General features: G+C 67.7%; 21 protein-coding genes. 14 read left to right on the top strand and 7 right to left on the bottom strand.

Annotated elements, in window-relative coordinates; all coding sequences use genetic code 11:
• From ACK5F2_RS07475 to ACK5F2_RS07460, 4 genes are all read right to left on the bottom strand, one after another.
• The coding region (locus ACK5F2_RS07475) for a glycine--tRNA ligase subunit beta (protein WP_409863848.1) at positions 1-619 on the bottom strand (619 nt) is incomplete at its 3' end.
• Between the two features lie 3 nt (positions 620-622).
• Complete coding sequence (glyQ, locus tag ACK5F2_RS07470) at positions 623-1,552, bottom strand: glycine--tRNA ligase subunit alpha (protein WP_409863846.1); 930 nt, start codon at positions 1,550-1,552, stop codon at positions 623-625.
• Between the two features lie 54 nt (positions 1,553-1,606).
• Positions 1,607-3,070 (bottom strand): apolipoprotein N-acyltransferase, encoded by a 1,464-nt coding sequence (gene lnt, locus ACK5F2_RS07465; protein WP_409863845.1) that lies wholly within the window; start codon positions 3,068-3,070, stop codon positions 1,607-1,609.
• Positions 3,070-3,864, bottom strand: a complete 795-nt coding sequence (locus ACK5F2_RS07460; protein WP_409863844.1) for an HlyC/CorC family transporter — start codon at positions 3,862-3,864, stop codon at positions 3,070-3,072. The genes lnt and ACK5F2_RS07460 overlap by 1 nt, the downstream gene beginning before the upstream one ends.
• A 229-nt stretch (positions 3,865-4,093) precedes the next feature.
• On the opposite strand from ACK5F2_RS07460, the gene ACK5F2_RS07455 reads away from it, so the two are divergent.
• The 5 genes from ACK5F2_RS07455 to hslU all read left to right on the top strand — a co-directional run bounded on the left by ACK5F2_RS07455 (position 4,094) and on the right by hslU (position 9,948).
• Complete coding sequence (locus ACK5F2_RS07455) at positions 4,094-5,152, top strand: CobW family GTP-binding protein (protein ID WP_409863842.1); 1,059 nt, start codon at positions 4,094-4,096, stop codon at positions 5,150-5,152.
• Between the two features lie 146 nt (positions 5,153-5,298).
• A complete protein-coding gene (gene dksA / locus ACK5F2_RS07450; RefSeq protein ID WP_409863841.1) occupies positions 5,299-5,997 on the top strand; it encodes an RNA polymerase-binding protein DksA in 699 nt (232 codons plus the stop codon).
• A gap of 144 nt (positions 5,998-6,141) precedes the next feature.
• Complete coding sequence (locus ACK5F2_RS07445) at positions 6,142-7,938, top strand: hypothetical protein (protein ID WP_409863840.1); 1,797 nt, start codon at positions 6,142-6,144, stop codon at positions 7,936-7,938.
• A 136-nt stretch (positions 7,939-8,074) separates the two neighbouring features.
• Positions 8,075-8,638 carry an ATP-dependent protease subunit HslV gene (gene hslV / locus ACK5F2_RS07440; RefSeq protein ID WP_409848348.1) on the top strand — a complete coding sequence of 188 codons (564 nt, stop codon included), beginning with the start codon at positions 8,075-8,077 and terminating at the stop codon, positions 8,636-8,638.
• A 5-nt stretch (positions 8,639-8,643) separates the two neighbouring features.
• Positions 8,644-9,948 carry an ATP-dependent protease ATPase subunit HslU gene (gene hslU, locus ACK5F2_RS07435; RefSeq protein WP_409863839.1) on the top strand — a complete coding sequence of 435 codons (1,305 nt, stop codon included), beginning with the start codon at positions 8,644-8,646 and terminating at the stop codon, positions 9,946-9,948.
• 32 nt (positions 9,949-9,980) lie between these two features.
• Here the strand turns inward: hslU and ACK5F2_RS07430 are convergent, their stop codons facing one another.
• Positions 9,981-10,751: a type III pantothenate kinase gene (locus ACK5F2_RS07430; protein WP_409863838.1), complete on the bottom strand. Its 771-nt coding sequence runs from the start codon at positions 10,749-10,751 to the stop codon at positions 9,981-9,983.
• A gap of 153 nt (positions 10,752-10,904) precedes the next feature.
• On the opposite strand from ACK5F2_RS07430, the gene ACK5F2_RS07425 reads away from it, so the two are divergent.
• The 3 genes from ACK5F2_RS07425 (at position 10,905) to icmF (ending at position 17,521) form a co-directional block, all read left to right on the top strand.
• A complete protein-coding gene (locus ACK5F2_RS07425; protein ID WP_409863837.1) occupies positions 10,905-12,443 on the top strand; it encodes a methyl-accepting chemotaxis protein in 1,539 nt (512 codons plus the stop codon).
• A gap of 47 nt (positions 12,444-12,490) precedes the next feature.
• The gene (locus ACK5F2_RS07420) at positions 12,491-14,050 is read left to right on the top strand and encodes a methyl-accepting chemotaxis protein (RefSeq protein WP_409863836.1); all 1,560 of its coding nucleotides are present in this window, start codon (positions 12,491-12,493) and stop codon (positions 14,048-14,050) included.
• A gap of 180 nt (positions 14,051-14,230) precedes the next feature.
• On the top strand, positions 14,231-17,521 hold the full coding sequence (gene icmF / locus ACK5F2_RS07415) for a fused isobutyryl-CoA mutase/GTPase IcmF (RefSeq protein WP_409863835.1): 3,291 nt from the start codon (positions 14,231-14,233) through the stop codon (positions 17,519-17,521).
• Here icmF and ACK5F2_RS07410 read toward each other — a convergent pair whose 3' ends face one another.
• Complete coding sequence (locus ACK5F2_RS07410; RefSeq protein ID WP_409863834.1) at positions 17,522-18,004, bottom strand: hypothetical protein; 483 nt, start codon at positions 18,002-18,004, stop codon at positions 17,522-17,524. It lies immediately after the preceding gene.
• A gap of 104 nt (positions 18,005-18,108) precedes the next feature.
• Here ACK5F2_RS07410 and ACK5F2_RS07405 point away from each other — a divergent pair, with 104 nt between their 5' ends.
• The 6 genes from ACK5F2_RS07405 to ACK5F2_RS07380 all read left to right on the top strand — a co-directional run bounded on the left by ACK5F2_RS07405 (position 18,109) and on the right by ACK5F2_RS07380 (position 23,766).
• Positions 18,109-19,173: a metal-dependent hydrolase gene (locus ACK5F2_RS07405; protein ID WP_409863833.1), complete on the top strand. Its 1,065-nt coding sequence runs from the start codon at positions 18,109-18,111 to the stop codon at positions 19,171-19,173.
• 27 nt (positions 19,174-19,200) lie between these two features.
• A complete protein-coding gene (locus ACK5F2_RS07400; RefSeq protein WP_409863832.1) occupies positions 19,201-19,566 on the top strand; it encodes a rhodanese-like domain-containing protein in 366 nt (121 codons plus the stop codon).
• Between the two features lie 87 nt (positions 19,567-19,653).
• The gene (locus tag ACK5F2_RS07395; RefSeq protein WP_409863831.1) at positions 19,654-20,178 is read left to right on the top strand and encodes a CreA family protein; all 525 of its coding nucleotides are present in this window, start codon (positions 19,654-19,656) and stop codon (positions 20,176-20,178) included.
• 34 nt (positions 20,179-20,212) lie between these two features.
• Positions 20,213-21,739, top strand: a complete 1,527-nt coding sequence (locus ACK5F2_RS07390) for an AMP nucleosidase (RefSeq protein ID WP_409863830.1) — start codon at positions 20,213-20,215, stop codon at positions 21,737-21,739.
• Positions 21,740-21,775: 36 nt separating this feature from the next.
• Positions 21,776-22,951 (top strand): GGDEF domain-containing protein, encoded by a 1,176-nt coding sequence (locus tag ACK5F2_RS07385; protein WP_409863829.1) that lies wholly within the window; start codon positions 21,776-21,778, stop codon positions 22,949-22,951.
• Between the two features lie 113 nt (positions 22,952-23,064).
• A complete protein-coding gene (locus tag ACK5F2_RS07380) occupies positions 23,065-23,766 on the top strand; it encodes an N-acetyltransferase family protein (RefSeq protein ID WP_409863827.1) in 702 nt (233 codons plus the stop codon).
• Here the strand turns inward: ACK5F2_RS07380 and ACK5F2_RS07375 are convergent.
• Entirely contained in the window at positions 23,763-24,020 is a 258-nt protein-coding gene (locus ACK5F2_RS07375) for a hypothetical protein (RefSeq protein WP_409863826.1), read from the bottom strand. The genes ACK5F2_RS07380 and ACK5F2_RS07375 overlap by 4 nt on opposite strands.
• Positions 24,021-24,174: the final 154 nt, after the last annotated feature.

Here is a 24,174-nt window from a genome sequence, read left to right as displayed (position 1 = left end):
CCACGGCGGACTCGAAGCGATGGCCACGGGTCTCGCGGCCGGCGCTCAGGCCCAGCACGCCCACCGGCACGATCTCGCGGCCATGCAGGGCCACCAGGCCATGGGCCGGGCGCACGAACTTCACATCGCTCCAGCCGTCGGCCAGCTGGTAGCTCATGACCTTGGGGATGGGCAGCTTGGCCAGGCTCTCCTCCAGGGCCTTCTGCAGGCCTTCGGCCAGGGTGGCGCCGGCCACCGTGGTCTGGATGAACAGGGCCTCGGCCTTGCCGTCCATCTCACGATAAGCCTGGGCAGCCTGCTCGGCGCCCAGCCCCAGGGAGGCCAGCTTCTTGATCAAGGCCTGGGTGGGCTGGCCGCTCGCGTCCAGGCCCACGCTCACGGGCACCAGCTTCTTGGTCTCGCTGCGGTCGGCGGCCTTGGCGGCCACGCCGCTCAGATGCAGGGCCAGGCGGCGCGGCGAGGCATAGGCCGTGGCCTGGGACTCGGCCGTGGCCAGGCCCTGGGCACGCAGACTCTCGGCCAGCACGCCGGCAAAGCTGTCGCCCAGCTTCTTGAGCGCCTTGGGGGGCAGTTCCTCGACGAAGAGTTCGACGAGCAGGTTGTGGGTGTCGCTGGTCATGACTCAGGCGGCCTTCTTCTCGTTCTTCTTTGCAATCTGGGCGGTGACTTCATCGGCCCAGGCCTTGGGCGCCATGGGGAAGCCCAGGCGCGCGCGGCTGTCCACATAGCTCTGGGCCACGGCGCGGGCCAGATTGCGGATGCGACCGATATAGGCGGCGCGCTCGGTCACCGAGATGGCGCCGCGGGCGTCCAGCAGATTGAAGGTGTGACCGGCCTTGAGCAGCTGCTCATAGGCCGGCAGGGCGAGCTGCTCGCCCATCAGGAGCTGGCTCTGCTTCTCGTGCGCGGCAAAGGCCTGCAGCAGGAAGTCCACATCGCTGTGCTCGAAGTTGTAGGTGCTCTGCTCCACCTCGTTCTGGTGGAACACATCGCCATAGGTCAGACCGTCCGTGTAGACCAGGTCGTAGACCGACTCCTTGCCCTGCAGATACATGGCCAGGCGTTCCAGGCCGTAGGTGATCTCGCCGGTGATGGGCTTGCAGTCGATGCCGCCCACCTGCTGGAAATAGGTGAACTGGGTCACTTCCATGCCATTGAGCCAGACCTCCCAGCCCAGGCCCCAGCAGCCGAGCGTGGGATTCTCCCAGTCGTCCTCGACGAAGCGCACATCGTTCTTCTTGAGGTCGAAGCCCAGAGCCTCCAGCGAGCCCAGGTACAGCTCCAGGAAGTTGGCCGGCGCGGGCTTGAGCACCACCTGGAACTGGTAGTAGTGCTGCAGGCGGTTGGGGTTCTCGCCATAGCGGCCGTCCTTGGGGCGGCGGCTGGGCTGCACATAGGCGGCCTTCCAGGGTTCCGGGCCCAGGGCGCGCAGAAAGGTGGCGGTGTGGCTGGTGCCGGCCCCCACCTCCATGTCGTAGGGTTGCAGGAGCGCGCAGCCCTGCTTGGACCAATAGTCCTGCAGGGTCAGGATGATTTGCTGGAAGCTCAGCATGGATTCAGGCCGGTTGGTGAGAGGTTGACGGTTTTTATTTTATGGGACGCGCACTTACCGTCGCCGCCTCCAGATCGCCAGACCCAGGGGAAGCAGGGCGGCGATCAGGAGCGGCCACAGGCCCAGGGCGCCCAGCCAGCGGGCATAGGGCGTCTCGCCCAGGCGGCCCTGCACCGGAGCCTCCAGCGTGGCGGCTTGAGCCGACGGCAGCAGGGCCAGGGTGCGGCCCCGATGATCCACCACGGCGGTCGCCCCGGTGTTGGTGGCGCGCACCACCGGGCGCTGGAACTCCAGGGCCCGCATGCGGGAGAACTGCAGATGCTGGTCCAGCACCATGACCGTGCCGAACCAGGCCAAGTTGCTCACATTCACCAGCACCGTGGCGGCCTCGGGCCCGCGCACGCTGTCCACGAAGTCTTCGCCGAACAGATCCTCGTAGCAGATCAGGGGGCGCAGGCGCTGCCCCGCCACGGCAAAGGCCCGCTGATGCTGGCCACGCGCCTGGTCGTCCATGGGAATGGACATGGCGCGGACGAACCAGCCAAAGCCCGGCGGAATGAACTCACCAAAGGGCAGCAGGTGGCGCTTGCCATAGGCGTAGGGCTCTGCGCCGCCAAAGGCCAGCAGGGAGTTCACATAGCCGTCCTGGCTGTTACCCAGAAAGGTGCCCAGCAGCACCGGCCGCTGGGCGCCCACGGCCTCCAGGCGCTGCACATAGCCGGGGTCCAGGAAGGCCGCGGGAATGGGCACCACGGACTCGGGCGTGACCACCACCTGCCCCCGCGCCCGCTCGACCTGCTGCGTCAGCTGCTCCAAATGAGCCTGCATGCGCTCGGGGTCGAACTTCTGGTCCTGGGCCACGGCAGGCTGCACCAGGGAGACGCGCAGAACACCGGTCTCGCGGGTGAAGTTCTGCGGCAGCAGCTGGCCCAGGGCCAGCAGGGCTATGGCCACCGCCGCCGGCTGCCAAGCATGGCGCCCCAGGGCCGCAAAGGCCGCGGCACAAGCGGCCGCCAGGGCGCTGATGCCATAGACGCCGATCCAGGGCGCCCAGGGCGCGAGCAGGCCCTCGGTATGGGCATAGCCGCTGGCCAGCCAGGGAAAACCGGTGAGCAGCGTGGCGCGCGCCAGCTCGGCCAAGAGCCAGCAGGCGGACCAGGTCAGGGCATGCCAGGCGGGGTTGCGCTGGCGCAGACGCGCCGCCAGGGCCAGGGCTCCGGCGTAGTACAGGCTGAGAAATGCCGCCAGCAAGGCCACGGCCAGGGCCGCCACCGGCCAGGGCAGGCCGCCAAACTGGTGCATGCTGATGTGCAGCCACCACAGGCCCGAGGCCAGCCAGCCAAAACCGAAGGCCCCGCCCAGCCAGGCAGCCCGGCGCGGGCCGGCATTCCAGCTCAGATGGGCCAGCCAGGCCAGGGCCAGGATCTGAAGCCACCAGTATTCCAGCGGCGCAAAGGAGGCGGTGTGCAACACGCCGGCGACCAGGGCCGCCAGCAAGGCATGGGGAAAACGCAGCATCAATTCTCTTCTTGGACCGCGCGCGTGACCTTGAACCAGCGCACCGCGCCTCCACGCGTCAGCATCACCGAGAACTGCAGGCCGCCCACCTCCAGGGTCTCGCCGCGGCGCGGCACCCGACCATGCTCATGGGCTACCAGACCGCCGATGGTGTCGAACTCGTCCTCGGGCAGGCTGGTGCCGAAAGACTGGTTGACGGCGGCGATCTGCGCATCGCCGGCCACGCGCTGGCTGCCATCGGCCAGGGTGTAGATGCCGGACACGCCGTCCTTGTCGTCGAACTCGTCCTCGATCTCGCCGACGATCTCTTCCAGCACATCCTCGATGGTGACCAGGCCAGCGGTATTGCCGAACTCGTCGATCACGATCGCCAGGTGATTGCGGTTGGAGCGGAAGTCACGCAGCAACTCGTTGAGGTTCTTGCTTTCCGGCACAAAGACGATGGGCCGCAGCAGCGCACGCAGATTGAGCTCGGGCGCACGCTGCAGCTTGAGCAGGTCCTTGGCCAGCAGAATGCCGATGATGTTCTCGCGCTGCCCCTCGAAAACCGGAAAACGCGAATGGCCGGCGCGTATGACCTGGGCGAGCAGCTCCTCGTAGGGCGACTCGATGTCCAGCAAATCCATGCGCGGCGCGGCCACCATCACATCGCCGGCCGAGAGCCCGGCCATGTGGAGCACGCCTTCCAGCATCTGCCGCGACTCGGGCGCGATCAGCTCGCGCTGCTCGGCCTCGGCCAGGGTTTCGATCAGCTCGCTCGTGGAGTCCGGACCCGGATGCAGGAAGTCCAGCATGCGGTCCAGGAGTTTGCGTGGCGCTGGGCCGCGGCCTTCGGCGGCGGCACTTTTGTGGCCCCCGCGGGGCCTACTAGGCTGAGGTTCGGACACGGAGTGGGTGTCGTAGTTGGGTAGCCCCACAGAATAACCCATTGACAGTGCTACCCTCTTGCACCACAGTCAGCCGCCCCCCCTGAGCCGGGTCTCGGGCGGCAGATTCGCCACAGCAGCAAGCCTCTATATCAACATGTCATCGACCAGCTCCCCGGGCCTGATCCCCGCCACCATCCTCACCGGCTTCCTGGGCTCGGGCAAGACCACCCTGCTCAAGCGTGTGCTCTCCGAAGCCCATGGCCAGAAGATCGCCGTGATCGAGAACGAGTTCGGCGAGGAGAACATCGACAACGACATCCTGGTGGCCGACACCAATGAGCAGATCATCCAGATGAGCAATGGCTGCGTCTGCTGCACCATCCGCGAAGATCTGCGCACCACGCTCAGCGAGCTGGCCGCCAAGCGGCGCCGCGGCGAGCTGGATTTCGAGCGCGTGGTGATCGAGACCACCGGCCTGGCCGACCCCGGCCCCGTGGCCCAGACCTTCTTCATGGATGACGAGATCGCCGAGAGCTATCTGCTGGACTCCATCCTGACCCTGGTGGACGCCAAGCATGCCGAGGAGCAGCTCAACACCCGCCAGGAAGCGCGCCGTCAGATCGGTTTTGCCGACCAGATCTTCATCAGCAAGACCGATCTGGTGGACGCCGCAGCGGCGGACGCACTGGCCCACCGCATCAAGCACATGAACCCGCGCGCGCCCCAGCAGCGCGTCCACTTCGGGAATGTGGACATTGCCAGCGTCTTCGACCTGCGCGGTTTCAACCTCAACGCCAAGCTGGAGATCGACCCCGATTTCCTGAACGCGGACGCGCACGACCATCACCACCATGACCATGATCACGACCATGAGCATGGTGAGCACTGCGACCACCCGCACCATCACCACCATGACGATGATGTGAAGTCCTTCGTCTTCCGGTCTGACAAGCCCTTTAACCCGGCCAAGCTGGAAGACTTCCTGGGCGCCATCGTGCAGGTCTACGGCCCCAAGATGCTGCGCTACAAGGGTGTGCTGCACATGAAGGGCACGGACAAAAAAGTGATCTTCCAGGGCGTGCACCAGCTGATGGGCTCCGACCTGGGTCCGAAGTGGCTGCCAAACGAGAAAAAGCAGAGCAAAATGGTTTTCATCGGGATCGACCTGCCCAAGGACATCCTGCTGCAGGGGCTGGAAGGCTGCCTGGCCTGAGTCCGGGGCGGCGTCAGCACCGTGAGAGGTGAGCATGGCTACAATCCGCCCCGCCCGAGCCACCCCGAGGGTCGGCATGCCCCGGCATCCGGCCCGTCCGACGCAGGTATAAGACCTCTTTCGAGGTAACGCGAGGAGACTCCGACGTGAGCAAGACACCGGCCCCCAAACCCGCCCTGGCCAAGACGGCCATCAAGGCGGCCAAGGGCGCTGCCAAGTCCGAGGCCCCGGCCCCGGAGGCGGAAAGCGCCGGCGTCGCCACCCTGGAGGCGGCAACTACCTCGTCCTCACACACTGGCGGCAGCCGCTTTACCGACCGTTTTGCCCCTCCCAAGCCGCCCACGCGATCCATGAGTACGCCCGTGATTGAAACGTCCAAAAGCGCCGTCAAGGCCGACCCGAAACTCGCCAATGCTTGGAAAACCAAGTCCGGCCACGAGCTGACCGATGCCGAAGTGCTGGCCATGCCCGAGTCGGAGTACATGAATGACAAGCAGATCGAGTTCTTCCGCGCCAAGCTCAATGAGCTGAAGGACGGCTTGCTGTCCAACGCCGGAGAAACCACCGAGCATCTGCGCGAAGACACCTCCATCGTGCCCGACCCGGCCGACCGCGCCACCATCGAGGAAGAGCACGCCCTGGAGTTGCGCACCCGCGACCGCGAGCGCAAGCTGCTGAAGAAGATCATGCAGTCCCTGGCCCGCCTGGACAACGGCGAGTACGGCTACTGCGATGAGACCGGCGAACCCATCGGTCTGGGCCGTCTGATCGCCCGCCCTACGGCCACGCTCTCGCTCGAAGCCCAGCAGCGCCGCGAACTCAAGCAGAAAATGTTCGGGGATTGATGTGACTCCCCCCCTACGGCCTTCGGCCGCCCCCTCAAGGGGGCGCGCCCCTTGGACCGGCAAAGCCGGATCCTCGGGCGCCGCTGGCTAGGGTTCAGTTCCGCCAATCAGCGCCCCATCAACCCAGGTCCAGGTCCAGCGCGAATGTCAGAACCGAAAGACAGCGAGAGTTTTCTGCGCAAGGTCGCGCGCTTTGTCGCGAATCCGACCACGGACTGGGCCGAGATCAATTCGCGTCAGGACGATCCCGAGGGGGATCTCGCCAAGGCCGAGTTGCGCGCCATGGTCGAGCGCAAGCGCCGCAATGACTTCGTGCGCAAGCGCGAGCTGGACATGCTGCGCCGCATACGCCGGGAAGGCCTGAGCCCGGAACAGCTGGCGGCCCTGGGCAGCTCTTCACGCATCGACGAGATGGAGCGCGCCAACAGCGGGCTCAATTCCAAGATCGACCACGGGGTCAAGGCCAAGATCGACCAGATCGAGCAGCAGATGGTGGGCGAAAGTTTCGCTCCCACGCAGATGTCCGGCGCCTCACATCCTCCCGGCTTCTTCGAGACCAGCACCCGGCCGGTGCATTTCGAGGCGACCGTGCCGGACGAGCCTCGGGCCTCGGAACGGCCCGGAGCCACCCTGGAATGGCGGGACACACCCCCCGCCCCGGCGGCCGCGGTCATGGGCGGCGGCCTGCCCCCGCTCTCGGATGCCAAGCCCAGCCGTCTACCCAGCGTGCCGACGTTGACGGCGGTGCATGTGCCCGCCCCCACACCGGCACCCGCGCCGGCACCTGTCCCAGTGCCTGCACCTGCGCCACTGAGCTTCCGCGTCGCCGAGGATGCGGCCGTGGAGGTGGCCGAGCTGATCCATGACTCCGAGCTGGACGAGATGGTCATCGCATTCGCGAATGCCGACTACGAGTCCTGCGAGCGCGGCCTGCTGAGTCTGGTGGACAAGGCCGGTCCGCGCCACCTGCACCCGGAAACCTGGCTGGTGCTCTTCGACCTGTACCGGGCCACGGCCCAGCAGTCCAAGTTCGAGGCCCTGGCCGTGGACTACGCCCAGCTTTTCGGTCTCTCGGCACCCCAGTGGTTCTCCCTGCCCAAGCTCGTTGCCGAGAGCCTGAGCAAGGAGCGCGCGCCCATGGGCAGCGCCGGAGGCGTGGCCTGGGCCGCGCCCGAGTATCTGGATGCCGAGGCCGTGGCCTTGCTGGCCAAGCGCGCCCAGAACCACCCCATGCCCTGGGTCTTGGACTGGGCGCCGCTGAAGCAGCTGGACACCGAAGGCGGCGCCAAGCTGCGCGAACTCTTCCGCGCCTGGGCAAGCCAGCAGGTCGATATGCGCTGGCTGGCGGGCGACCACCTGCTGCAGCTGCTCAAGGAACTGGCCCCGGTGGGCAACCGCGACGTGGATCCGGCGCTGTGGATGCTGCGCCTGGAGGCCTTGCGCCTGGTGAACCGACCCGATCAGTTCGACGAAGCCGCCATCGACTACTGCGTGACCTATGAGGTGTCGCCGCCCTCCTGGGAAAAGACCAGCTGCCGGGTGCGCGTCAGCGGCCTGACCCTGTCCACCAGTTCCCCACCCGCGCCCACGGTGACCCAAGGCAGCGAGCACTCCACCAGCTTCCTGGAATCCAGCATCACCGACCCGGGCGGCCTGCCCAGCAGCGTGCAGCTGGAGCTGAGCGGCCAGCTCAGCGGGGACATCAGCGAGACTCTGCGCCTGATGAGCGCGGAGTTGCGCGCGGCCACCCAGATCACCATTGCCTGCTCGCGCCTGATTCGCCTGGACTTCATGGCGGCCGGCGATCTGCTCAACTGGGTGCTGGCGCGCCGCAGCGAAAACCGCAGCGTGACCTTCACCGATACCCATCGCCTGGTCTCGCTGTTCTTCGGCGCCATGGGCATTGATGAGCATGCGCGGATCAAGGTCCGACTGAACTAGCCCTCCCCCTACGGCCTGCGGCCGCCCCCTCGAAGGGGGCAACACCAACGGACCGGCGGAGCCGGATCCGTGGTGTTCGTGCGATCCGAAACGGCGGTGGTTGAAACTGCGGGCGGGGCCCCCATCTGGAGCCGCTATGGATTCCTCTTCCTCCCAACAGCAGGCGCCGGTGTATCACGGCACCACCATCGTTTCGGTGCGGCGCAATGGCCAGGTGGCCATAGGCGGCGACGGCCAGGTGACCCTGGGTCATATCGTCGTCAAGTCCAGCGCGCGCAAGGTGCGCAAGCTTTACCGCGAGCAGGTGCTGGCCGGCTTTGCCGGCGCCACGGCCGATGCCTTCACCCTGTTCGAACGCTTCGAGGCCAAGCTGGAGAAGCACCAGGGCCATCTGGTGCGGGCCGCCGTGGAGCTGACCCGCGACTGGCGCACCGACCGCGTGCTGCGGCGCCTGGAGGCCATGCTGGCCGTGGCCGACCGCTCGGCCTCCCTCATCATCACCGGCAACGGCGACGTGCTGGAGCCCGAGCAGGGCATCGTGGCCATAGGCTCCGGCGGCGCCTACGCCCAGGCCGCCGCCAAGGCCTTGCTCAACCACAGCGAGCTCGGCGCGGCCGATATCGTGAAGCAGTCCCTCACCATTGCCGGCGAGATCTGCATCTACACCAATCTGAATCACACCATCGAGACGCTGGACTGAAGCCGATGAGCATGACCCCGCAGGAGATCGTCTCCGAACTCGACCGCCATATCGTCGGCCAGAACGCCGCCAAGCGTGCCGTGGCCATTGCCCTGCGCAACCGCTGGCGCCGCCAGCAGGTGGATGAGAAGCTGCGTGCCGAGATCACGCCCAAGAACATCCTGATGATCGGCCCCACCGGTGTGGGCAAGACCGAGATCGCGCGCCGCCTGGCCAAGCTGGCCGATGCGCCCTTCATCAAGGTGGAGGCCACCAAGTTCACCGAAGTGGGCTATGTGGGCAAGGATGTGGACGCCATCATCCGCGATCTGATGGATGTGGCCATCAAGCAGGAGCGCGAGCGCCAGATGCGACTGCAGCGCACCCGGGCGGAGGATGCCGCCGAGGAACGCGTGCTTGACGCCCTGGTGCCCGGCAGCGATCCGGACAACAGCACCCGCCAGCTCATGCGCAAGCGCTTGCGCGAGGGCACCATGAACGACAAGGAGATCGAGATCGACGTGCTGGAGGCCAAGCCCAGCATGGAAATCCTTGGCCCCCAGGGCATGGAGGAAATGGCCGAGCAGCTCAAGAGCATGTTCGCCCAGATGGGCGGTGCCAAGCGCAAGTCGCGCAAGCTCAAGATCGGCGAGGCCATGAAGCTGCTGGTGGACGAGGAAGCCGGCAAGCTGGTCAACGAGGACGAGATCAAGACCGCCGCCCTGCACAACGCGCAGGAGAACGGCATCGTCTTCATCGACGAGATCGACAAGGTGGCCAGCCGCTCCGACCACGGCGGCAGCACCGCCGATGTCTCGCGCCAGGGCGTGCAGCGCGATCTGCTGCCGCTGGTGGAAGGTACGACGGTCAACACCAAGTACGGCATGGTCAAGACCGACCACATGCTCTTCATCGCATCCGGCGCCTTCCACCTGAGCAAGCCCAGCGATCTGATCCCCGAGCTGCAGGGCCGCTTCCCCATCCGCGTCGAGCTCGGCTCCCTGTCGGTGGAAGACTTCGAGGCCATTCTCACCAGCACCCACGCCAGCCTGGTCAAGCAGTACCAGGCCCTGCTGGCCACCGAAGGCCTGGATCTGCAGCTCAGCGCCGACGCCATACGCCGCCTGGCCCAGATCGCCTTTGAGGTGAACGAGCGTACCGAGAACATCGGCGCGCGCCGCCTGGCCACCGTCATGGAGCGCCTGCTGGACGAGATCAGCTTCGACGCCCACAAGCATGCCGGTCAGACCCTGACCCTGGACGGCGCAGCGGTGGATGCCAAGCTCGGAGAACTGGCGCGCAACGAGGATCTGAGCCGCTTCATTCTCTGAGTCCTCTGAGCGAGCGGGGCGCCCGCCCCGGATCAGAGCGCCAGCCGGTGAGCCTGCAGGGTCAGGATGCCGTCGAAGATCAAGGTCTCGATCAGCTCGTGGGGAATGTCCAGAGCCGGCGAGACCTTCCAGCCGGCACCGCCGGTCATCAGGGTCAGGGGCTCATGGCCCGCCCGCTTGGCCAGGTGGCGGTGCATGCGCTCGATGGCGCCGGTGATCGCGAAGTTGCCACCGCTGGTCAGCGCGTCCGAGGTGTTGGTGGGGAACTCGCGCACCTCGCCCGTGGGCACCCGCAGGCCAGCCGTCCCCCCCTCCAGGGCTCGCAGCATGATGCCGTGCCCCGGCAAGATCAGCCCGCCCAGAAAGCGGCCCTGGGCGTCTATCGCGTCCACGGTCACGGCCGTTCCCACCATCACCACCAGACAGGCGCGAGCCGGGCCACGCGCCAGCACATGGTGCCGCGCCCCGATCTGAGCCACAAAGCGATCGGCACCCAGCCGACCCGGATGGTCATAGCCATTGATCACCCCACCCGCCTGCGCGCCGGAGACCACCCAGCGCGGCTCCACGTCCCAGAGCTCCATCTGTTCTTCCACGCGGCGGCGCACCGCGTCTCCGGCGACATTGCAGCCCAGCATGGTGCGGGGCGGCTGCGGCAGGTTCTGCCAGCCGCGCTCGGCCAGGCGTTCGACGTTCTCCAAAAACTCGGCGCCATGGGCCAGCACGGCCGCGCCGGGCTGCGGGGAGGCATAAAGCGCCCACTTCAGACGCGTGTTGCCGATATCGATGGCCAGAAAGCTCATGGCGTGAAATATTGAGGAGCTGGGGCAGTGCCCACAGCCTAACAGAGCCTCAAGCTGGCCCGGCTCGGGCCGATACAACACGATAGGGCTGCGTGCGCTCGGGCCAGGCCCGCCCGCGATGTCCACCAACAGCAATGACAAAGGAGACAGGCCATGAAAGCGCTCTCGATCACCACCAAGCTCTGGTTGCCGGTTGCAGGCCTGGCTCTGATGGTGCTGCTGATGACGGCGGTCTCAGCGAGCCGCACGTCCCAGCTGCAGGCCGAGGCGCAGACGACGCAGGCGCAGCAGCAGCGCAAGTTCGAGCTGGCTTTGCGCTGGCGTGGTCTGACCGAGTCGAACGCAACCCGTGCCACGGCGGGCCTGCTCAGCAGTGATCCGGCCGTGGCGACGGCTCTCAAGCCCCAGATCGATGCCACCACGGCCACCATCTCCGAGATCCAAAAGGAACTGGAGGCCCTGGCCAGCTCCGAGCCCGAGAAGGCCGTGATGGCCCGCATCGCCGACACCCGCAAGAGCTATATCGCCATCCGCAACGAGGCCAGCAAGCTCAAGAGCGAAGGCCAGGCCGAGGCCTCGCTGCAAGTGCTGCAGAGCAAGATGCAGCCTGCCATCGTCACCTATCTGGATGCGCAGGCAGACTTTGTGAAGCTGCAGCAGGAGCGCTCCGACGAGCTGCGCGAGCAGGCCGGTGCCCAGCGCATGCGCACCGTCTGGATCGTGGCGGGGGCCATGGGGCTGATCGTGCTGGCCCTGGGCGTGGCCACGGCCTATCTGGTGCGCTCCATTGCCACGCCCTTGCGCGAGTTGGTGCGCGAAGCCGAGCGCATCGGCTCGGGCGATCTGGCCCCCGCGTCGGCCAGCCAGCGCAGCGACGAGATCGGCGAGGTGCAGCGAGCCCTGGCCGCCATGCGCGAGGCGCTGGCACGGGCCCTGTCCGAGGTGCGGCACAGCGCCGACAGCATCCAGACCGCCAGCGCCGAGATCGCCAGCGGCAACGCCGACCTCTCCACCCGCACCGAGCAGACCGCCTCCAATCTGCAGCAGACCGCCAGCTCCATGAGCCAGCTCACCGGTGCCGTGCGCCAGAGCGCCGACGCTGCAGGCACCGCCAATCAGCTGGCCACGAGCGCGGCCGAGGTGGCGCAACGGGGCGGCGCCGTGGTGGGGCAGGTGGTCAGCACCATGGGCGAGATCAACACCAGCTCCAAGAAGATTGCCGACATCATCGGCACCATCGACGGTATCGCCTTCCAGACCAATATCCTGGCCCTGAACGCGGCCGTGGAGGCCGCACGTGCTGGCGAGCAGGGTCGCGGCTTTGCCGTGGTGGCCGGCGAGGTGCGCAGCCTGGCCCAGCGCTCGGCCTCGGCGGCGCGCGAGATCAAGGCGCTGATCGGCAACAGCGTGGAACGGGTGGAAGCAGGCACCCGCCTGGTGCAGGACGCCGGCAGCACCATGAGCGAGATCGTGGCCAGCGTGCAGCGCGTGGCCGACATCATTGCCGAGATTGGAGCCGGGGCGGGCGAGCAAAGCCAGGGCATCAGCACGATCAACACGGCGGTGAACCAGCTCGACCAGATGACCCAGCAAAATGCGGCCCTGGTGGAAGAGAGTGCCGCTGCGGCGGAGTCACTGAAGGATCAGGCTCAGCGCCTGTCCGAGGTGGTCGCCACCTTCAGACTGGGCTGAGCGCGCCTCTCACCACCCAGAAGCTTGAACGAGATAGAGGAACTTCCATGTCCCTGCGCCTGCGCGATCTGAACATACGCCCCCGGCTGCTGCTGGGTTTCAGCATCCTCCTGCTGATGGCCGCGCTGCTGGCGGGACTAGGCGGTTTCGGCCTGCGCGTGGCGCACAAGGCCTTGCAAGGCATCACCCAGCAGCTGATCCCGGCCAACAATGTGACCGTCGCCGCACGCACCCGGCTGATCGAGAGCCGCGCCGCGAGCAATGGCTTGGTGGCCTCCATCTTCAACAACGAGGATATGGCGCGCTACCAGAAAGCCTGGCTCGACGCCCAGCAAGGGCTGGACAAGGCCATGGACGAGTTCGGCGCGCTGGCCAGAAGCGAGGAGCAGCAGGCCAATCTGCGCAAATTCCGCGACCATATTGCGGCCTATCGCAAGGCCGTGGCCCCGGTCGCCAAGACCCTGCTGGACAACGGCTACCCGGAGGCCAAAGAGGCCATGACCGAGATGAAGCAGGCGGACGCCGCCTTCGAGCCGGCCCTGGCCATGCTGATGGGCATAGAGTCCACGCTGAGCCAGAGCTCCAGCGAGGTCTTTTCACAGGTCGACAGCCTGGTCAGCCGCCTGCTGGGCGGCCTGGTTCTGGCCTTTCTCGCCTGCTGCGCCCTGGGTGCCGTGCTCGCCTGGCGCATCTCGCACTCCGTGGTCGCCCCGCTGATGGAAGCCCGCGGTTTCGCGGCCCGCATGGCCAAGGGTGATCTCAGCCCGGCACGCCCGGTGGTGGGCAGCGATGAGGCGGCTCAGATGCTGCACTCCCTGGGCGAGATGCAACACTCGCTGGCCCAGATCGTGGGGCAGGTGCGCGAGGCCTCGGAGAGCATTCAAACCGCCAGTGCCGAGGTGGCCAGCGGCAATCTGGATCTGAGTCAGCGCACTGAGCAGACCGCCAGCAATCTGCAGCAGGCCGCCAGCGCCATGGGAGAGCTGACCGAGGGCGTGAGCCATAGCGCCGATGCTGCCGGCAATGCCAAACAGCTCGCGGGCAGCGCCGCCGAAGTGGCGCAGCGCGGTGGGGCCGTGGTGGGTCAGGTCGTCAGCACCATGGACGAGATCAACACCAGCTCCAAGAAGATTGCCGACATCATCGGCGTCATCGACGGCATTGCCTTCCAGACCAATATCCTGGCGCTCAATGCCGCCGTGGAAGCGGCGCGTGCCGGTGAGCAGGGGCGCGGCTTTGCCGTGGTGGCCGGCGAGGTGCGCAGCCTGGCACAGCGCAGTGCAGAGGCCGCGCGCGAGATCAAGGCCCTGATCGGCAGCAGCGTGGAACGGGTGGAGACCGGCGCGCGCCTGGTGCAGAACGCCGGCAGCACCATGGACGAGATCGTGGCCAGCGTGCAGCGCGTCTCCGACATCATCGGCGAGATCAGTGCTGCGGCCAGCGAGCAGAGCGGCGGTATCCAGCGGGTCAACGGCACGGTGGGCGAGCTGGACCAGATGACCCAGCAGAACGCGGCCCTGGTGGAGCAGAGCGCGGCAGCCGCCGCCTCGCTCAAGGATCAGGCGCTACGCCTGTCGGAGCTGATGAGCCGCTTTCGCCTGAGCTGAGGCAGCTGCAACACCGGCTGCCGAAGCTGCTTGGCCGCCATGCCGGCGGATTCTGCGCATACCCCCACGCAAACTGACGTTTACGTAAACGTCAATCGAACCCTAGAATCCGGTCATCACTGCTGCTAGAAAGACAGCGTGGCCGTGGCCGCCCCGAGCCGCCCACGCAGGAGACAAGCCATGACCGATCTGTCCGCCGAGTACAAGGCCCTGGCCGAGTACCGTCCCGCCAACAAGGTGCGCTTCGTGACGGCCGCCAGCCTGTTCGACGGCCATGACGCCGCGATCAACATCATGCGGCGCATCCTGCAGAGCATGGGGGCCGAGGTCATCCATCTGGGCCACAACCGCTCGGTGGACGAGGTGGTGAACGCCGCGCTGCAGGAAGACGTGCAGGGCATCGCCATCAGCAGCTACCAGGGTGGCCATGTCGAGTACTTCAAGTACATGGTGGAACTGCTGCGCGCGCGCGGCGGCGAGAACATCCAGGTCTTCGGCGGCGGCGGCGGCGTGATCGTGCCGGCCGAGATCCGCGACCTGCATGAGCACGGCGTGCGCATCTACAGCCCCGAGGACGGCCAGCGCATGGGCTTGCAAGGCATGATCGGCGAGATGGTCATGCGCTGCGACCGCGATCTCTCCGAAGCCGCGCCGCAGTCGCTGGACGCCATCCGCGGCCACGGTCAGGACGCCTGGCGCGCCCTGGCCCGCCTGATCACCGCGCTGGAGAACGGCAAGGCCGATGCGGCCCTGGTGGCCCAGCTGCAGGCCGCGGCGGGGCAGATCAAGACGCCCGTGCTGGGCATCACCGGTACCGGCGGCGCGGGCAAGAGCAGCCTCACCGACGAGCTGATCCGCCGTCTGCGCCTGGACCAGGGCGACCAGCTGCGCGTGGCCGTGATCTCCATCGACCCCTCGCGCCGCAAGAGCGGCGGCGCCCTGCTGGGCGACCGCATCCGCATGAACGCCATCAGCCCATGGCAGAACGGCGCCCGCGTCTTCATGCGCAGCCTGGCCACGCGCGACTTCGGCAGCGAGATTTCCCAGGCCCTGCCCGATGTGGTGGCCGCGGCCAAGGTGGCGGGCTTTGACCTGGTGATCGTGGAGACCTCGGGCATTGGCCAGGGCGACGCCGCCATCGTCCCGCATGTGGATGTGCCCATGTATGTGATGACGCCCGAGTTCGGCGCCGCCAGCCAGCTCGAGAAGATCGACATGCTGGACTTCGCCGAGTTCGTGGCCATCAACAAGTTCGACCGCAAGGGCGCGCTGGATGCCCTGCGCGATGTGGCCAAGCAGGTGCAACGCAACAAGGAAGCCTGGGGCAAGCGGCCCGAGGAGATGCCGGTCTTCGGCACCATGGCCAGCCGCTTCAATGACGACGGTGTCACCGCGCTCTACCAGGCCCTGAAAGCCCGCCTGGCCGAGCTGGGCCTGAACGTTGCCGAGGGCCGCCTGCCCGCGGTGCAGACCCGCCACAGCACCCACCAGACCCCCATCGTGCCGGCCGCGCGCGTGCGCTACCTGGCCGAGATCAGCGACACGGTGCGTGGCTACAAGAAGTCCGCCCGCGCCCAGGCCCGCCTCGCGCGCGAAGCTCAGCAGCTGCGGGCTTCTATTGCCATGCTGCAGGCCGACAACCCCGGCAAAAACGGCGCCGTCAGCGCCCTGGGCGAGCTGGCCCAGGGCCGCGAACAGCAGCTGCTGCCCGCCAATGCCCAGCTGCTGGCCCAGTGGCCCGATATGCAGAAGGCCTATGCCGGCGACGAGTACGTGGTGAAGATCCGCGACAAGGAGATTCGCACCAGCCTCATCCACACCAGCCTCTCCGGCACCAAGATCCGCAAGGTGGTGCTGCCGCAGTACGAGTGCCATGGCGAGCTGCTCAAATGGCTGCTGCTGGAGAACGTGCCGGGCAGCTTCCCCTACACGGCCGGCGTCTTCGCCTTCAAGCGCGAGGGCGAGGACCCCACCCGCATGTTTGCCGGCGAGGGCGATGCCTTCCGCACCAACCGCCGCTTCAAGCTGGTGTCCGAGGGCATGCCGGCCAAGCGCCTGTCCACCGCCTTCGACTCGGTCACGCTCTATGGCGCCGACCCCGACCCGCGCCCGGACATCTACGGCAAGGTGGGCAATTCCGGCGTGTCCATCGCCACGCTGGAAGACATGAAGGTGCTGTACGACGGCTTCGACCTCTGCAGCCCCACGACCAGCGTGTCCATGACCATCAACGGGCCGGCGCCCACCATCCTGGCGATGTTCATGAACACCGCCATCGACCAGCAGCTGGACAAGTTCCGCGCCGACAACGGCCGCGCCCCCACGGCCGACGAGGCCGCCAAGATCCGGGACTGGGTGCTGGCCAATGTGCGCGGCACCGTGCAAGCCGACATCCTGAAGGAAGACCAGGGCCAGAACACCTGCATCTTCTCCACCGAGTTCTCGCTCAAGGTGATGGGCGATATCGCCGAGTACTTCGTGCACCACAATGTGCGCAACTTCTACTCGGTGAGCATCTCCGGCTATCACATCGCCGAGGCGGGCGCCAACCCGATCAGCCAGCTGGCGCTGACGCTCTCCAACGGCTTCACCTTTGTGGAAGCCTATCTGGCGCGCGGCATGCACATCGACGACTTCGCGCCCAATCTGAGCTTCTTCTTCAGCAATGGCATGGACCCGGAGTACACCGTGCTGGGCCGCGTGGCGCGCCGCATCTGGGCCGTGGCCATGCGCGACAAGTACGGCGCCAACGAGCGCTCGCAAAAGCTGAAATACCACATCCAGACGAGCGGCCGCAGCCTGCACGCCCAGGAAATCGCCTTCAACGACATCCGCACCACCCTGCAGGCCCTGATCGCGATCTACGACAACTGCAACAGCCTGCATACCAACGCCTACGACGAGGCCATCACCACGCCCACCGAGGAGAGCGTGCGCCGCGCCATGGCCATCCAGCTCATCATCAACCGCGAGTGGGGCCTGGCCAAGAACGAGAACCCCAGCCAGGGCGCCTTCATCATCGAGGAGCTGACCGAGCTGGTGGAAGAAGCGGTGTTGCAGGAGTTCGAGCGCATCGCCGAGCGCGGCGGCGTGCTGGGTGCCATGGAGACCGGCTACCAGCGCGGCCGCATCCAGGAGGAAAGCCTGCACTACGAGATGCTCAAGCACACCGGCGAGTACCCCATCATCGGCGTCAACACCTTCCGCAACCCGCATGGCGACCCGGTGCCCGAGCACATCGAGCTGGCCCGCTCCACCGAAGAAGAAAAGCAGAGCCAGCTCAGCCGCCTGGCCGACTTCCACCAGCGCCACGCGGCAGACGGCCCGGCCATGCTGCAGCGCCTGCAGCAGGCCGTGATCGAGAACCGCAATGTCTTCGAGGTGCTGATGGACGCGGTGCGCGTCTGCTCCCTGGGTCAGATCACCAGCGCCCTGTTCGAGGTGGGCGGCCAGTACCGCCGCAGCATGTGATCAGGCCGGGCGCTGGAAGCCGCCCTCCACCCAGGCCGTGGCGCTGGCGCGGCTGAGCTTGTAGTTCGGCCGCACCTTGACCTGGGCCAGGACCTCGTCCTCGCCCGGGGCGCGGGCGCTCAGCAGGGCATAGGGCTCCAGCTCGTCGGGCACGATGTCCAGGCACACCTCCAGCACCTGCTCGCCCACATGCACGCGCAGGCTCTGGTGCAGCTGGGCATGCAGCTGCTGCTCATGGCGGCGCAGCACCTCGGAGGCGGTCTTCACCAGGGTGTTGAAGGCATTCACATCCAGGGGCTTGGGGTTCTTCTTGTCCCGCCCCATGGTCCAGGGCCCCACCAGGGCCGGCTCGCTCTCGCCCACCAGGGTCATGGCCACGGCCCAGCCTTCGTCGTCCTCGTTCTTGATCACGCGCGCGGTCCAGCGCTCGTCCTGCCAGAGGCGGGCTTCCTGGATGATGGGGCGGTCGTCGGCGTCGGACATGGCGGGGCAGGCGGTGAACAGGGGCGCGCAGCATACGCCATTGGCGCCACCGCAAAGCCCCCGCGCGTGCGCCGGCCTGCCGGGCCTGGGCAGAATTCGCGCCCATGGACTCAGTCTCCCAAATCGCCCTGGGTGCCGCTGTCAGCGTGGCCGTCATGGGCCGCCGCACGGCCTTGTGGAAAGCCGCCCTCTGGGGTGCCGCCTGCGGCACCCTGCCCGATCTGGATGCCCTGATCGACCATGGTGACGCGCTCAGCAATATGGTGCTGCACCGAGCGGACAGCCATGCCCTGTTCTGGCTCAGCCTGCTGGCCGCGCCGCTGGGCACGGCCCTGGCCTGGCTGCTGGGTGAGCGTCAACATCTGCGCCGCTGGGTGCTCGCCACCTGGCTGACCCTGATCACCCACCCGCTGCTGGACTGGATGACCATCTACGGCACCCAGCTCTTGCGCCCCTTCTCCAGCGAGCCCCTGGGCCTGGGCAGCATCTTCATCATCGACCCGCTCTACACCCTGCCCCTCTTGATCGGCACCGGGCTGGCCCTGCGCAACGGCAGCCATGCGCTGCGCTGGAACGCGGCGGGCCTGCTGCTGTCCTGCGCCTATCTGGCCTGGAGCGCCCTGGCCCAGCAGCATGTCAGTCGCCTGGCACGGGAACAGCTGGCCGACCAGAAGGTCCAGGCCCTGCTGGTCACGCCCAGCCCCTTCAACACCGTGCTGTGGCGCATCGTGGCCCTGACGCCCGAGGGCTATCTGGAAGGTTTTCATTCCCTGCTGGACGCGCCCGGGCCGCTGCGCTTTCAGTCCTATCCGCGCGGCGCCGAGCTTCAGGAGGCCTTGCGTGAGCACGCCCCGGTCCAGACCCTCACCCGCTTCAGCGACGGCTTCGTCAAGCTGGAGCGCGACGGGGCCGGCCTGGTGCGCATCAGCGATCTGCGCATGGGCCAGGAACCGCACTATGTCTTCAGCTTTGTGGTGGCCCGGGAGACGCCGCAAGGTCTGGAACGCATGGAGAGTGCCGAGGCCGCGGGCTCGCGCGGCGATGTGCGTGCCGGCCTGGCCTGGCTCTGGCAGCGGGCAGGCGGTGATGTCGAGGCTCAGCCGCCGCGCGAGAGCGCCAGGGTGATGCAGTCGCGGGCTGTACAAGCCGCCGGCCAGCCTGCACCATAGGCAGACCCATCTGCCAAGGAGTACCTCATGGCCTGGATGTCTGAACTCTTGCCCCGCGAGGCCGAACTCGCGCCCCTGCCCTGGGAAGGCGAACATGTCCATCCCGAGGCGCACGACGATGACGCCCTTCTGATCGATGTGCGCTCCTACGCGGAGTTCATGAATGGGCATCTGCCGGGGGCCCATTGCCTGCCGCTGCCGCGGCTGGCGCACGAGGTGCTGATCCGGGTGCCGGACCGGGACACGCCCATCCTGCTGTACTGCGCCACGGGCGCTCGGGCCGAGCAGGCGCTGGGGCTGCTGCGCCAACTGGGCTATCACGCGGTTCGCAACGGTGGCTGCGCCCTCGATCTGGCTCGCCGCCGAGGTCTGCTGCTGCAGCGCGGGCTCTGAGCGCTTGGGGCGAGCAAGCCGCGGCCCTGCGCCGCGCCGTCAGCGCTTGCGTTATGGTCGAGGCCCGAGTTGTCTCTTGGTCACCACATGAATTCAAGCGCCCGCCTCAAGTCCCTGTGCTCTTCATCGGCCTGGCGTCCGGCAGCCCTGGGCTGCACCCTGCTTGCGGGCCTGGGCCTGCTGGCGGCCTGCGTGCGGGCCGATCCCATTGGCGAGGTGGATACGGTCTTCAAATGGATCGGTCCCGACCACAAGATTCTGGTCGACGCCTATGACGACCCCAAGGTGCAGGGCGTGACCTGCTTTGTCTCGCGCGCCAAGACCGGCGGCATCAAGGGCGCCCTGGGCCTGGCCGAGGACAAGAGCGAGGCCTCCATCGCCTGCCGCCAGGTGGGGCCCATCGTGATCGAGAAAGCCCTGCCCAAGCAGGAAGAGGTGTTCAGCGAACGCACCTCCCTGGTGTTCAAGCGCCTGCGCATCGTGCGCATGGTGGACCCCAAGCGCAACACCCTGGTCTATCTGACCTACTCGGAGCGCCTGATCGAAGGCTCGCCCCAGAACAGCGTGACCGCGGTGCCGGTGGACCGCGCCACGCCCATCCCGCTCAAGTAGCGCGCGCTTCACGGGGCCGGTTCACAATGGCCCCATGACAGCCACCCGTGCCCAGGCGCTGCAGGCGCCCTTCTTCGCTCCCGAGTCCTTCCTTGATGCCCAGGCCGCGCTGAACCGGGCCCAGCAGATCCATGCCGCCGGTACGGCCTGCCTGCGCGAGGCCCTGCAGCGCTTTGTGGCCGGCGATGACATCGGGCCGGTGCGCGCCTGCTACCCCTTTGTGCGCCTGCGCACCGACACCGTGGCACGCGCCCAGCCGCCCTCGCATCTGGCCTACGGTTTCGTTGCCGGGCCCGGGGTCTACGAAACCACGCTGACCCGTCCCGACCTCTTCGGCGACTACTTCCGCGAACAGTTCCAGCTGCTGCTGGACAACCACGGCCAGGCCCTGGAGGTGGGCAGCAGCACCCAGCCCATCCCGCTGCACTTTGCCTTGTCCGAGCATGAGCATGTGGAGGGCAGCCTGAGCGCCGAACGCCGCCTGCTGATGCGTGATGTATTCGACCTGCCCGACCTGGCGGCGATGGACGACGGCATTGCCAACGGCACCCACCGCAGCGCCCCCGGCGCGCCCGAGCCCCTGGCCCTGTTCACCGCGCCGCGGGTGGACTACTCCCTGCACCGCCTGCGCCACTACACCGGCTGCTCGCCCGAGCACTTCCAGAACTTCGTGCTCTTCACCAACTACCAGTTCTACATCGACGAGTTCTGCCGCCTGGGCCAGGGCCTGATGCAGCGCGCGCCCGATCCGGCCGCACCGGATGAGCACGACGACTGCATCGCCTTCGTGGAACCCGGCAATCTCGTCACCCGCCGCGTGGGCCTGCCCGCCGAGGACATCGATGCCCTGGGCCAGGCCCTGCCCCGCCTGCCCCAGATGCCGGCCTACCACCTGGTCCGCCGCGACCGCAGCGGTATCACCATGGTGAACATCGGCGTGGGCCCGGCCAATGCCAAGACCATCAGCGACCATATCGCGGTGCTGCGCCCGCATGCCTGGCTGATGCTGGGCCACTGCGCCGGCCTGCGCAACAGCCAGGCCCTGGGCGACTATGTGCTGGCCCATGCCTATGTGCGCGAGGACCATGTGCTGGACGAGGAGTTGCCCCTGTGGGTGCCCATTCCGCCCCTGGCCGAGATCCAGCTGGCCCTGGAGGCCGCGGTCGCCCAGGTCACGGGCCTGAAGGGCGCCGAGCTCAAGCACATCTTCCGCACCGGCACCGTGGCCTCCACCGACAACCGCAACTGGGAGCTGCTGCCCTACCCCGGCCCCGAGCGCCGCTTCAGCCAGAGCCGTGCCGTGGCCCTGGACATGGAGAGCGCCACCCTGGCGGCCAACGGCTTCCGCTTCCGCGTACCCTACGGCACGCTCCTGTGCGTCTCGGACAAGCCCCTGCACGGCGAGATCAAGCTGCCCGGCATGGCCAACCAGTTCTACCGCGAGCGCGTGGACCAGCATCTGCGCATCGGCCTGCGCGCCGTCGAGCTGCTGCGCGCCCAGGGGCCCGATCAGCTGCACAGCCGCAAGCTGCGCAGCTTCGCGGAGGTGGCCTTCCAGTAAGCTCTGAGCCTCTAGCCCGAGGAGACCGGCGCCATCATGCAATTGGACATCGCCACCCTGTTCAGCCTGCTGGTCATCCAGGCCCTGGCCCTGGCGCTGCTGCTGCCCCTGCTGATGGGCTGGCGTGCGGCCAGCCAGGGCGCCCGCCTGGCCCAGCTCTCCATGGGCCTGCAGGGCGCGGGCTGGCTGGCCCTGCTCTCGGCCGCCATGGTGGCCGAGCGAATGCTGGGAACCCTGGCCATGGCCCTGATCAGCGCCTCGCTCAGCGCCCTGTGGCTGGCCCTGGGCTGCTGGCTGGGCGCAGCCCGCGGCCGGCGTCTGATGCTGGCGCTGCCGGCCCTCATCGCCCTGGCTTACGCCCTGCTCTACGACAGCTACGCCTTGAGGGTGGGCGTCAGCAATGCCGGCTTCGGCCTGCAGCTGCTCTGGCTCTGCGCCCTGCTGGCTCGGCCACTTCGGAACCAAGAGCCCGCGCTGACACGCCGCAGCCGGCGCTGGCGCGGCCTGCTGCTGGTCTGCCTGCTGCTGCTGGCCGTGCTGACCTTCTGGCGCGGCGCCCTGGCGGCCTTCGACACCGCCGCCTACCCCAGCTTCTACAGCCCCCATCCGGTCAATGTGCTGGCCGCGGTGCTGAGCAATGTGGCCCTGGTGCTGAGCCTGGCCTCGGTGCTCGTCGCCTGGCGCGGAGAAATCGAGGCGGCTTTTGTGCGTCGCGTGCAGAGCGACACCCTCACCGGCCTGCCCAATCGCCGCGCCTTCACCGAGCGAGCCGTGGACATGATGGCCATGGCACGCCGCTACCAGGAGCCCCTGCTGCTCAGCCTGTTCTCGCCCGACGGGCTCAAGCCCCTGGGCGAGCAGCAGGGGGCGGAACAGGTCGAACGCCTGCTGCAGCGTTTCGCCCACTGCCTGGAAGCCCAGCTGCGCCCAGGCGATTTGCTGGCGCGGGTGGACGAGGAGTGCTTCGCGGTGCTGCTGGCCCGCAGCGAGGACCAGGGCCCCCAGGCCCTGCATCAGCGCCTGACGCTGGCCCTGCGCGAATCAGCGCCGGAGCAGCCGGAACAGGCACTGAGCTACAGCGCCGGCTGGGCCCGGCTGCGTCACGGTGACCGCGACATCGAGGACTTGCTGCGCCGGGCCGATGCCGCCCTGCGCGGCGCCCGCCGCAGCGGCGGTGGCGGTTTGGCGGCAGAACCCGGCGCCGAGCAGTAGCGCGGGCCGGCCCGGCGGGGCTGGCATGCCATTTGCATCAGCCTGTGCGGTGCCGGCGTGATTCACAAGCGCGTCGGCTTGATCAGACCCTGGCTTTACCGAGCAGTCCTGCCATGTTCTTCCGTACCGCGAATTCCACCACCTCCGCCTCCGCACCCCTGATCGAACTGGGCCTGGGCGTGCCTCGCTACGAGCGCAGCACCCTCAGCAAGAGCACACGTCCCGCTCTGCCCGCCGCCTTGCAGGCGCGCCCTCGCCCCGATATCCGGCGCCTGAGCTCGCGCGATCTGCAATGGCTGCCGGCCCTGTGCGATCTGCTCACCGACGGCGTGCACCAGGGCGCCACTCTGGGCTTTCTCGCGCCGCTGTCTCGCTATGCCGCCATGGACTACTGGCATGGTGTGTTTGCCCGGCTGGGCCCGCATCTGAGCCTCTGGATTGCCTGCGAGGGCGGGGAGGATGGGGATGGCCGCCCCCCGCAGCTGCAAGGCGTGGCGCAGCTTTCCCTCTGCCCCCACGCGAATGCCCACCACCGCGGTGAAGTCCAGGGCCTGATGGTGCACAGCCGCGCACGCGGTCGCGGCATTGCCAGCCAGCTCATGACCAGCGTGGAATGCGCCGCCCTGCAGCAGGGGCGCACCCTGTTGGTGCTGGACACCGCCACGGGCTCCCAGGCCGAGGCCGTCTATGTGCATCTGGGCTGGCAACGTGCCGGTGAGGTTCCGGACTACGACAGCTGTGCCGATGGCCGGCTGCACAGCACGGCTCGTTACTACAAGCGGCTGCAGATGCCCGCGCTGAGCGGCACGCGCTAAGACCTGCTGCCGCGGGGCGGCTGGGGTGTCAGTCCGCGCTCCAGCAGGCGGATCAAGGCGTCTGCACGCGCCTCCAGTGGCGCCCAGTCCAGCCCTCCGGCCGGCACTTGCACGATCTCCAGCAAGGCAGCTCCATGCAGGGCCGCCCATAGCGTCTGGGTCTGCAGGGCGCGCTCCGCCGACGCGCGGGGCCCCAGCAAAGCCTCCAGCTGCGCGAACACTGCCGGCGGCGCCTCGCTGCACGCCAGCATCATCAAACGATAGTGGTGGGGGTGGGTCGCCGCCGGCAGTGTTCGCGCAGCTGGAGGCTTTGCTGGGGCCCCGCGCGTCGGCGGAGCGCGCCCTGCAGACCCAGACGCTATGGGCGGCCCTGCATGGAGCTGCCTTGCTGGAGATCGTGCAAGTGCC

The organism is Roseateles sp. (assembly GCF_046300915.1).
GTDB lineage: Bacteria > Pseudomonadota > Gammaproteobacteria > Burkholderiales > Burkholderiaceae_C > Kinneretia.
Note: the sequence above shows the minus strand (reverse complement) of the source record. Positions and strands in the feature narration are given on the sequence as shown.

Coding starts and splice junctions, on each gene's coding strand:
- glyQ (WP_409863846.1), bottom strand. CDS start 1,552: ATGCTGAGCTTCCAGCAAATCATCCTGACCCTGCAGGACTATTGGTCC.
- lnt (WP_409863845.1), bottom strand. CDS start 3,070: ATGCTGCGTTTTCCCCATGCCTTGCTGGCGGCCCTGGTCGCCGGCGTG.
- ACK5F2_RS07460 (WP_409863844.1), bottom strand. CDS start 3,864: ATGCTGGACTTCCTGCATCCGGGTCCGGACTCCACGAGCGAGCTGATC.
- ACK5F2_RS07455 (WP_409863842.1), top strand. CDS start 4,094: ATGTCATCGACCAGCTCCCCGGGCCTGATCCCCGCCACCATCCTCACC.
- ACK5F2_RS07445 (WP_409863840.1), top strand. CDS start 6,142: ATGTCAGAACCGAAAGACAGCGAGAGTTTTCTGCGCAAGGTCGCGCGC.
- hslV (WP_409848348.1), top strand. CDS start 8,075: ATGGATTCCTCTTCCTCCCAACAGCAGGCGCCGGTGTATCACGGCACC.
- hslU (WP_409863839.1), top strand. CDS start 8,644: ATGAGCATGACCCCGCAGGAGATCGTCTCCGAACTCGACCGCCATATC.
- ACK5F2_RS07430 (WP_409863838.1), bottom strand. CDS start 10,751: ATGAGCTTTCTGGCCATCGATATCGGCAACACGCGTCTGAAGTGGGCG.
- ACK5F2_RS07425 (WP_409863837.1), top strand. CDS start 10,905: ATGAAAGCGCTCTCGATCACCACCAAGCTCTGGTTGCCGGTTGCAGGC.
- ACK5F2_RS07420 (WP_409863836.1), top strand. CDS start 12,491: ATGTCCCTGCGCCTGCGCGATCTGAACATACGCCCCCGGCTGCTGCTG.
- icmF (WP_409863835.1), top strand. CDS start 14,231: ATGACCGATCTGTCCGCCGAGTACAAGGCCCTGGCCGAGTACCGTCCC.
- ACK5F2_RS07410 (WP_409863834.1), bottom strand. CDS start 18,004: ATGTCCGACGCCGACGACCGCCCCATCATCCAGGAAGCCCGCCTCTGG.
- ACK5F2_RS07405 (WP_409863833.1), top strand. CDS start 18,109: ATGGACTCAGTCTCCCAAATCGCCCTGGGTGCCGCTGTCAGCGTGGCC.
- ACK5F2_RS07400 (WP_409863832.1), top strand. CDS start 19,201: ATGGCCTGGATGTCTGAACTCTTGCCCCGCGAGGCCGAACTCGCGCCC.
- ACK5F2_RS07395 (WP_409863831.1), top strand. CDS start 19,654: ATGAATTCAAGCGCCCGCCTCAAGTCCCTGTGCTCTTCATCGGCCTGG.
- ACK5F2_RS07390 (WP_409863830.1), top strand. CDS start 20,213: ATGACAGCCACCCGTGCCCAGGCGCTGCAGGCGCCCTTCTTCGCTCCC.
- ACK5F2_RS07385 (WP_409863829.1), top strand. CDS start 21,776: ATGCAATTGGACATCGCCACCCTGTTCAGCCTGCTGGTCATCCAGGCC.
- ACK5F2_RS07380 (WP_409863827.1), top strand. CDS start 23,065: ATGTTCTTCCGTACCGCGAATTCCACCACCTCCGCCTCCGCACCCCTG.
- ACK5F2_RS07375 (WP_409863826.1), bottom strand. CDS start 24,020: ATGATGCTGGCGTGCAGCGAGGCGCCGCCGGCAGTGTTCGCGCAGCTG.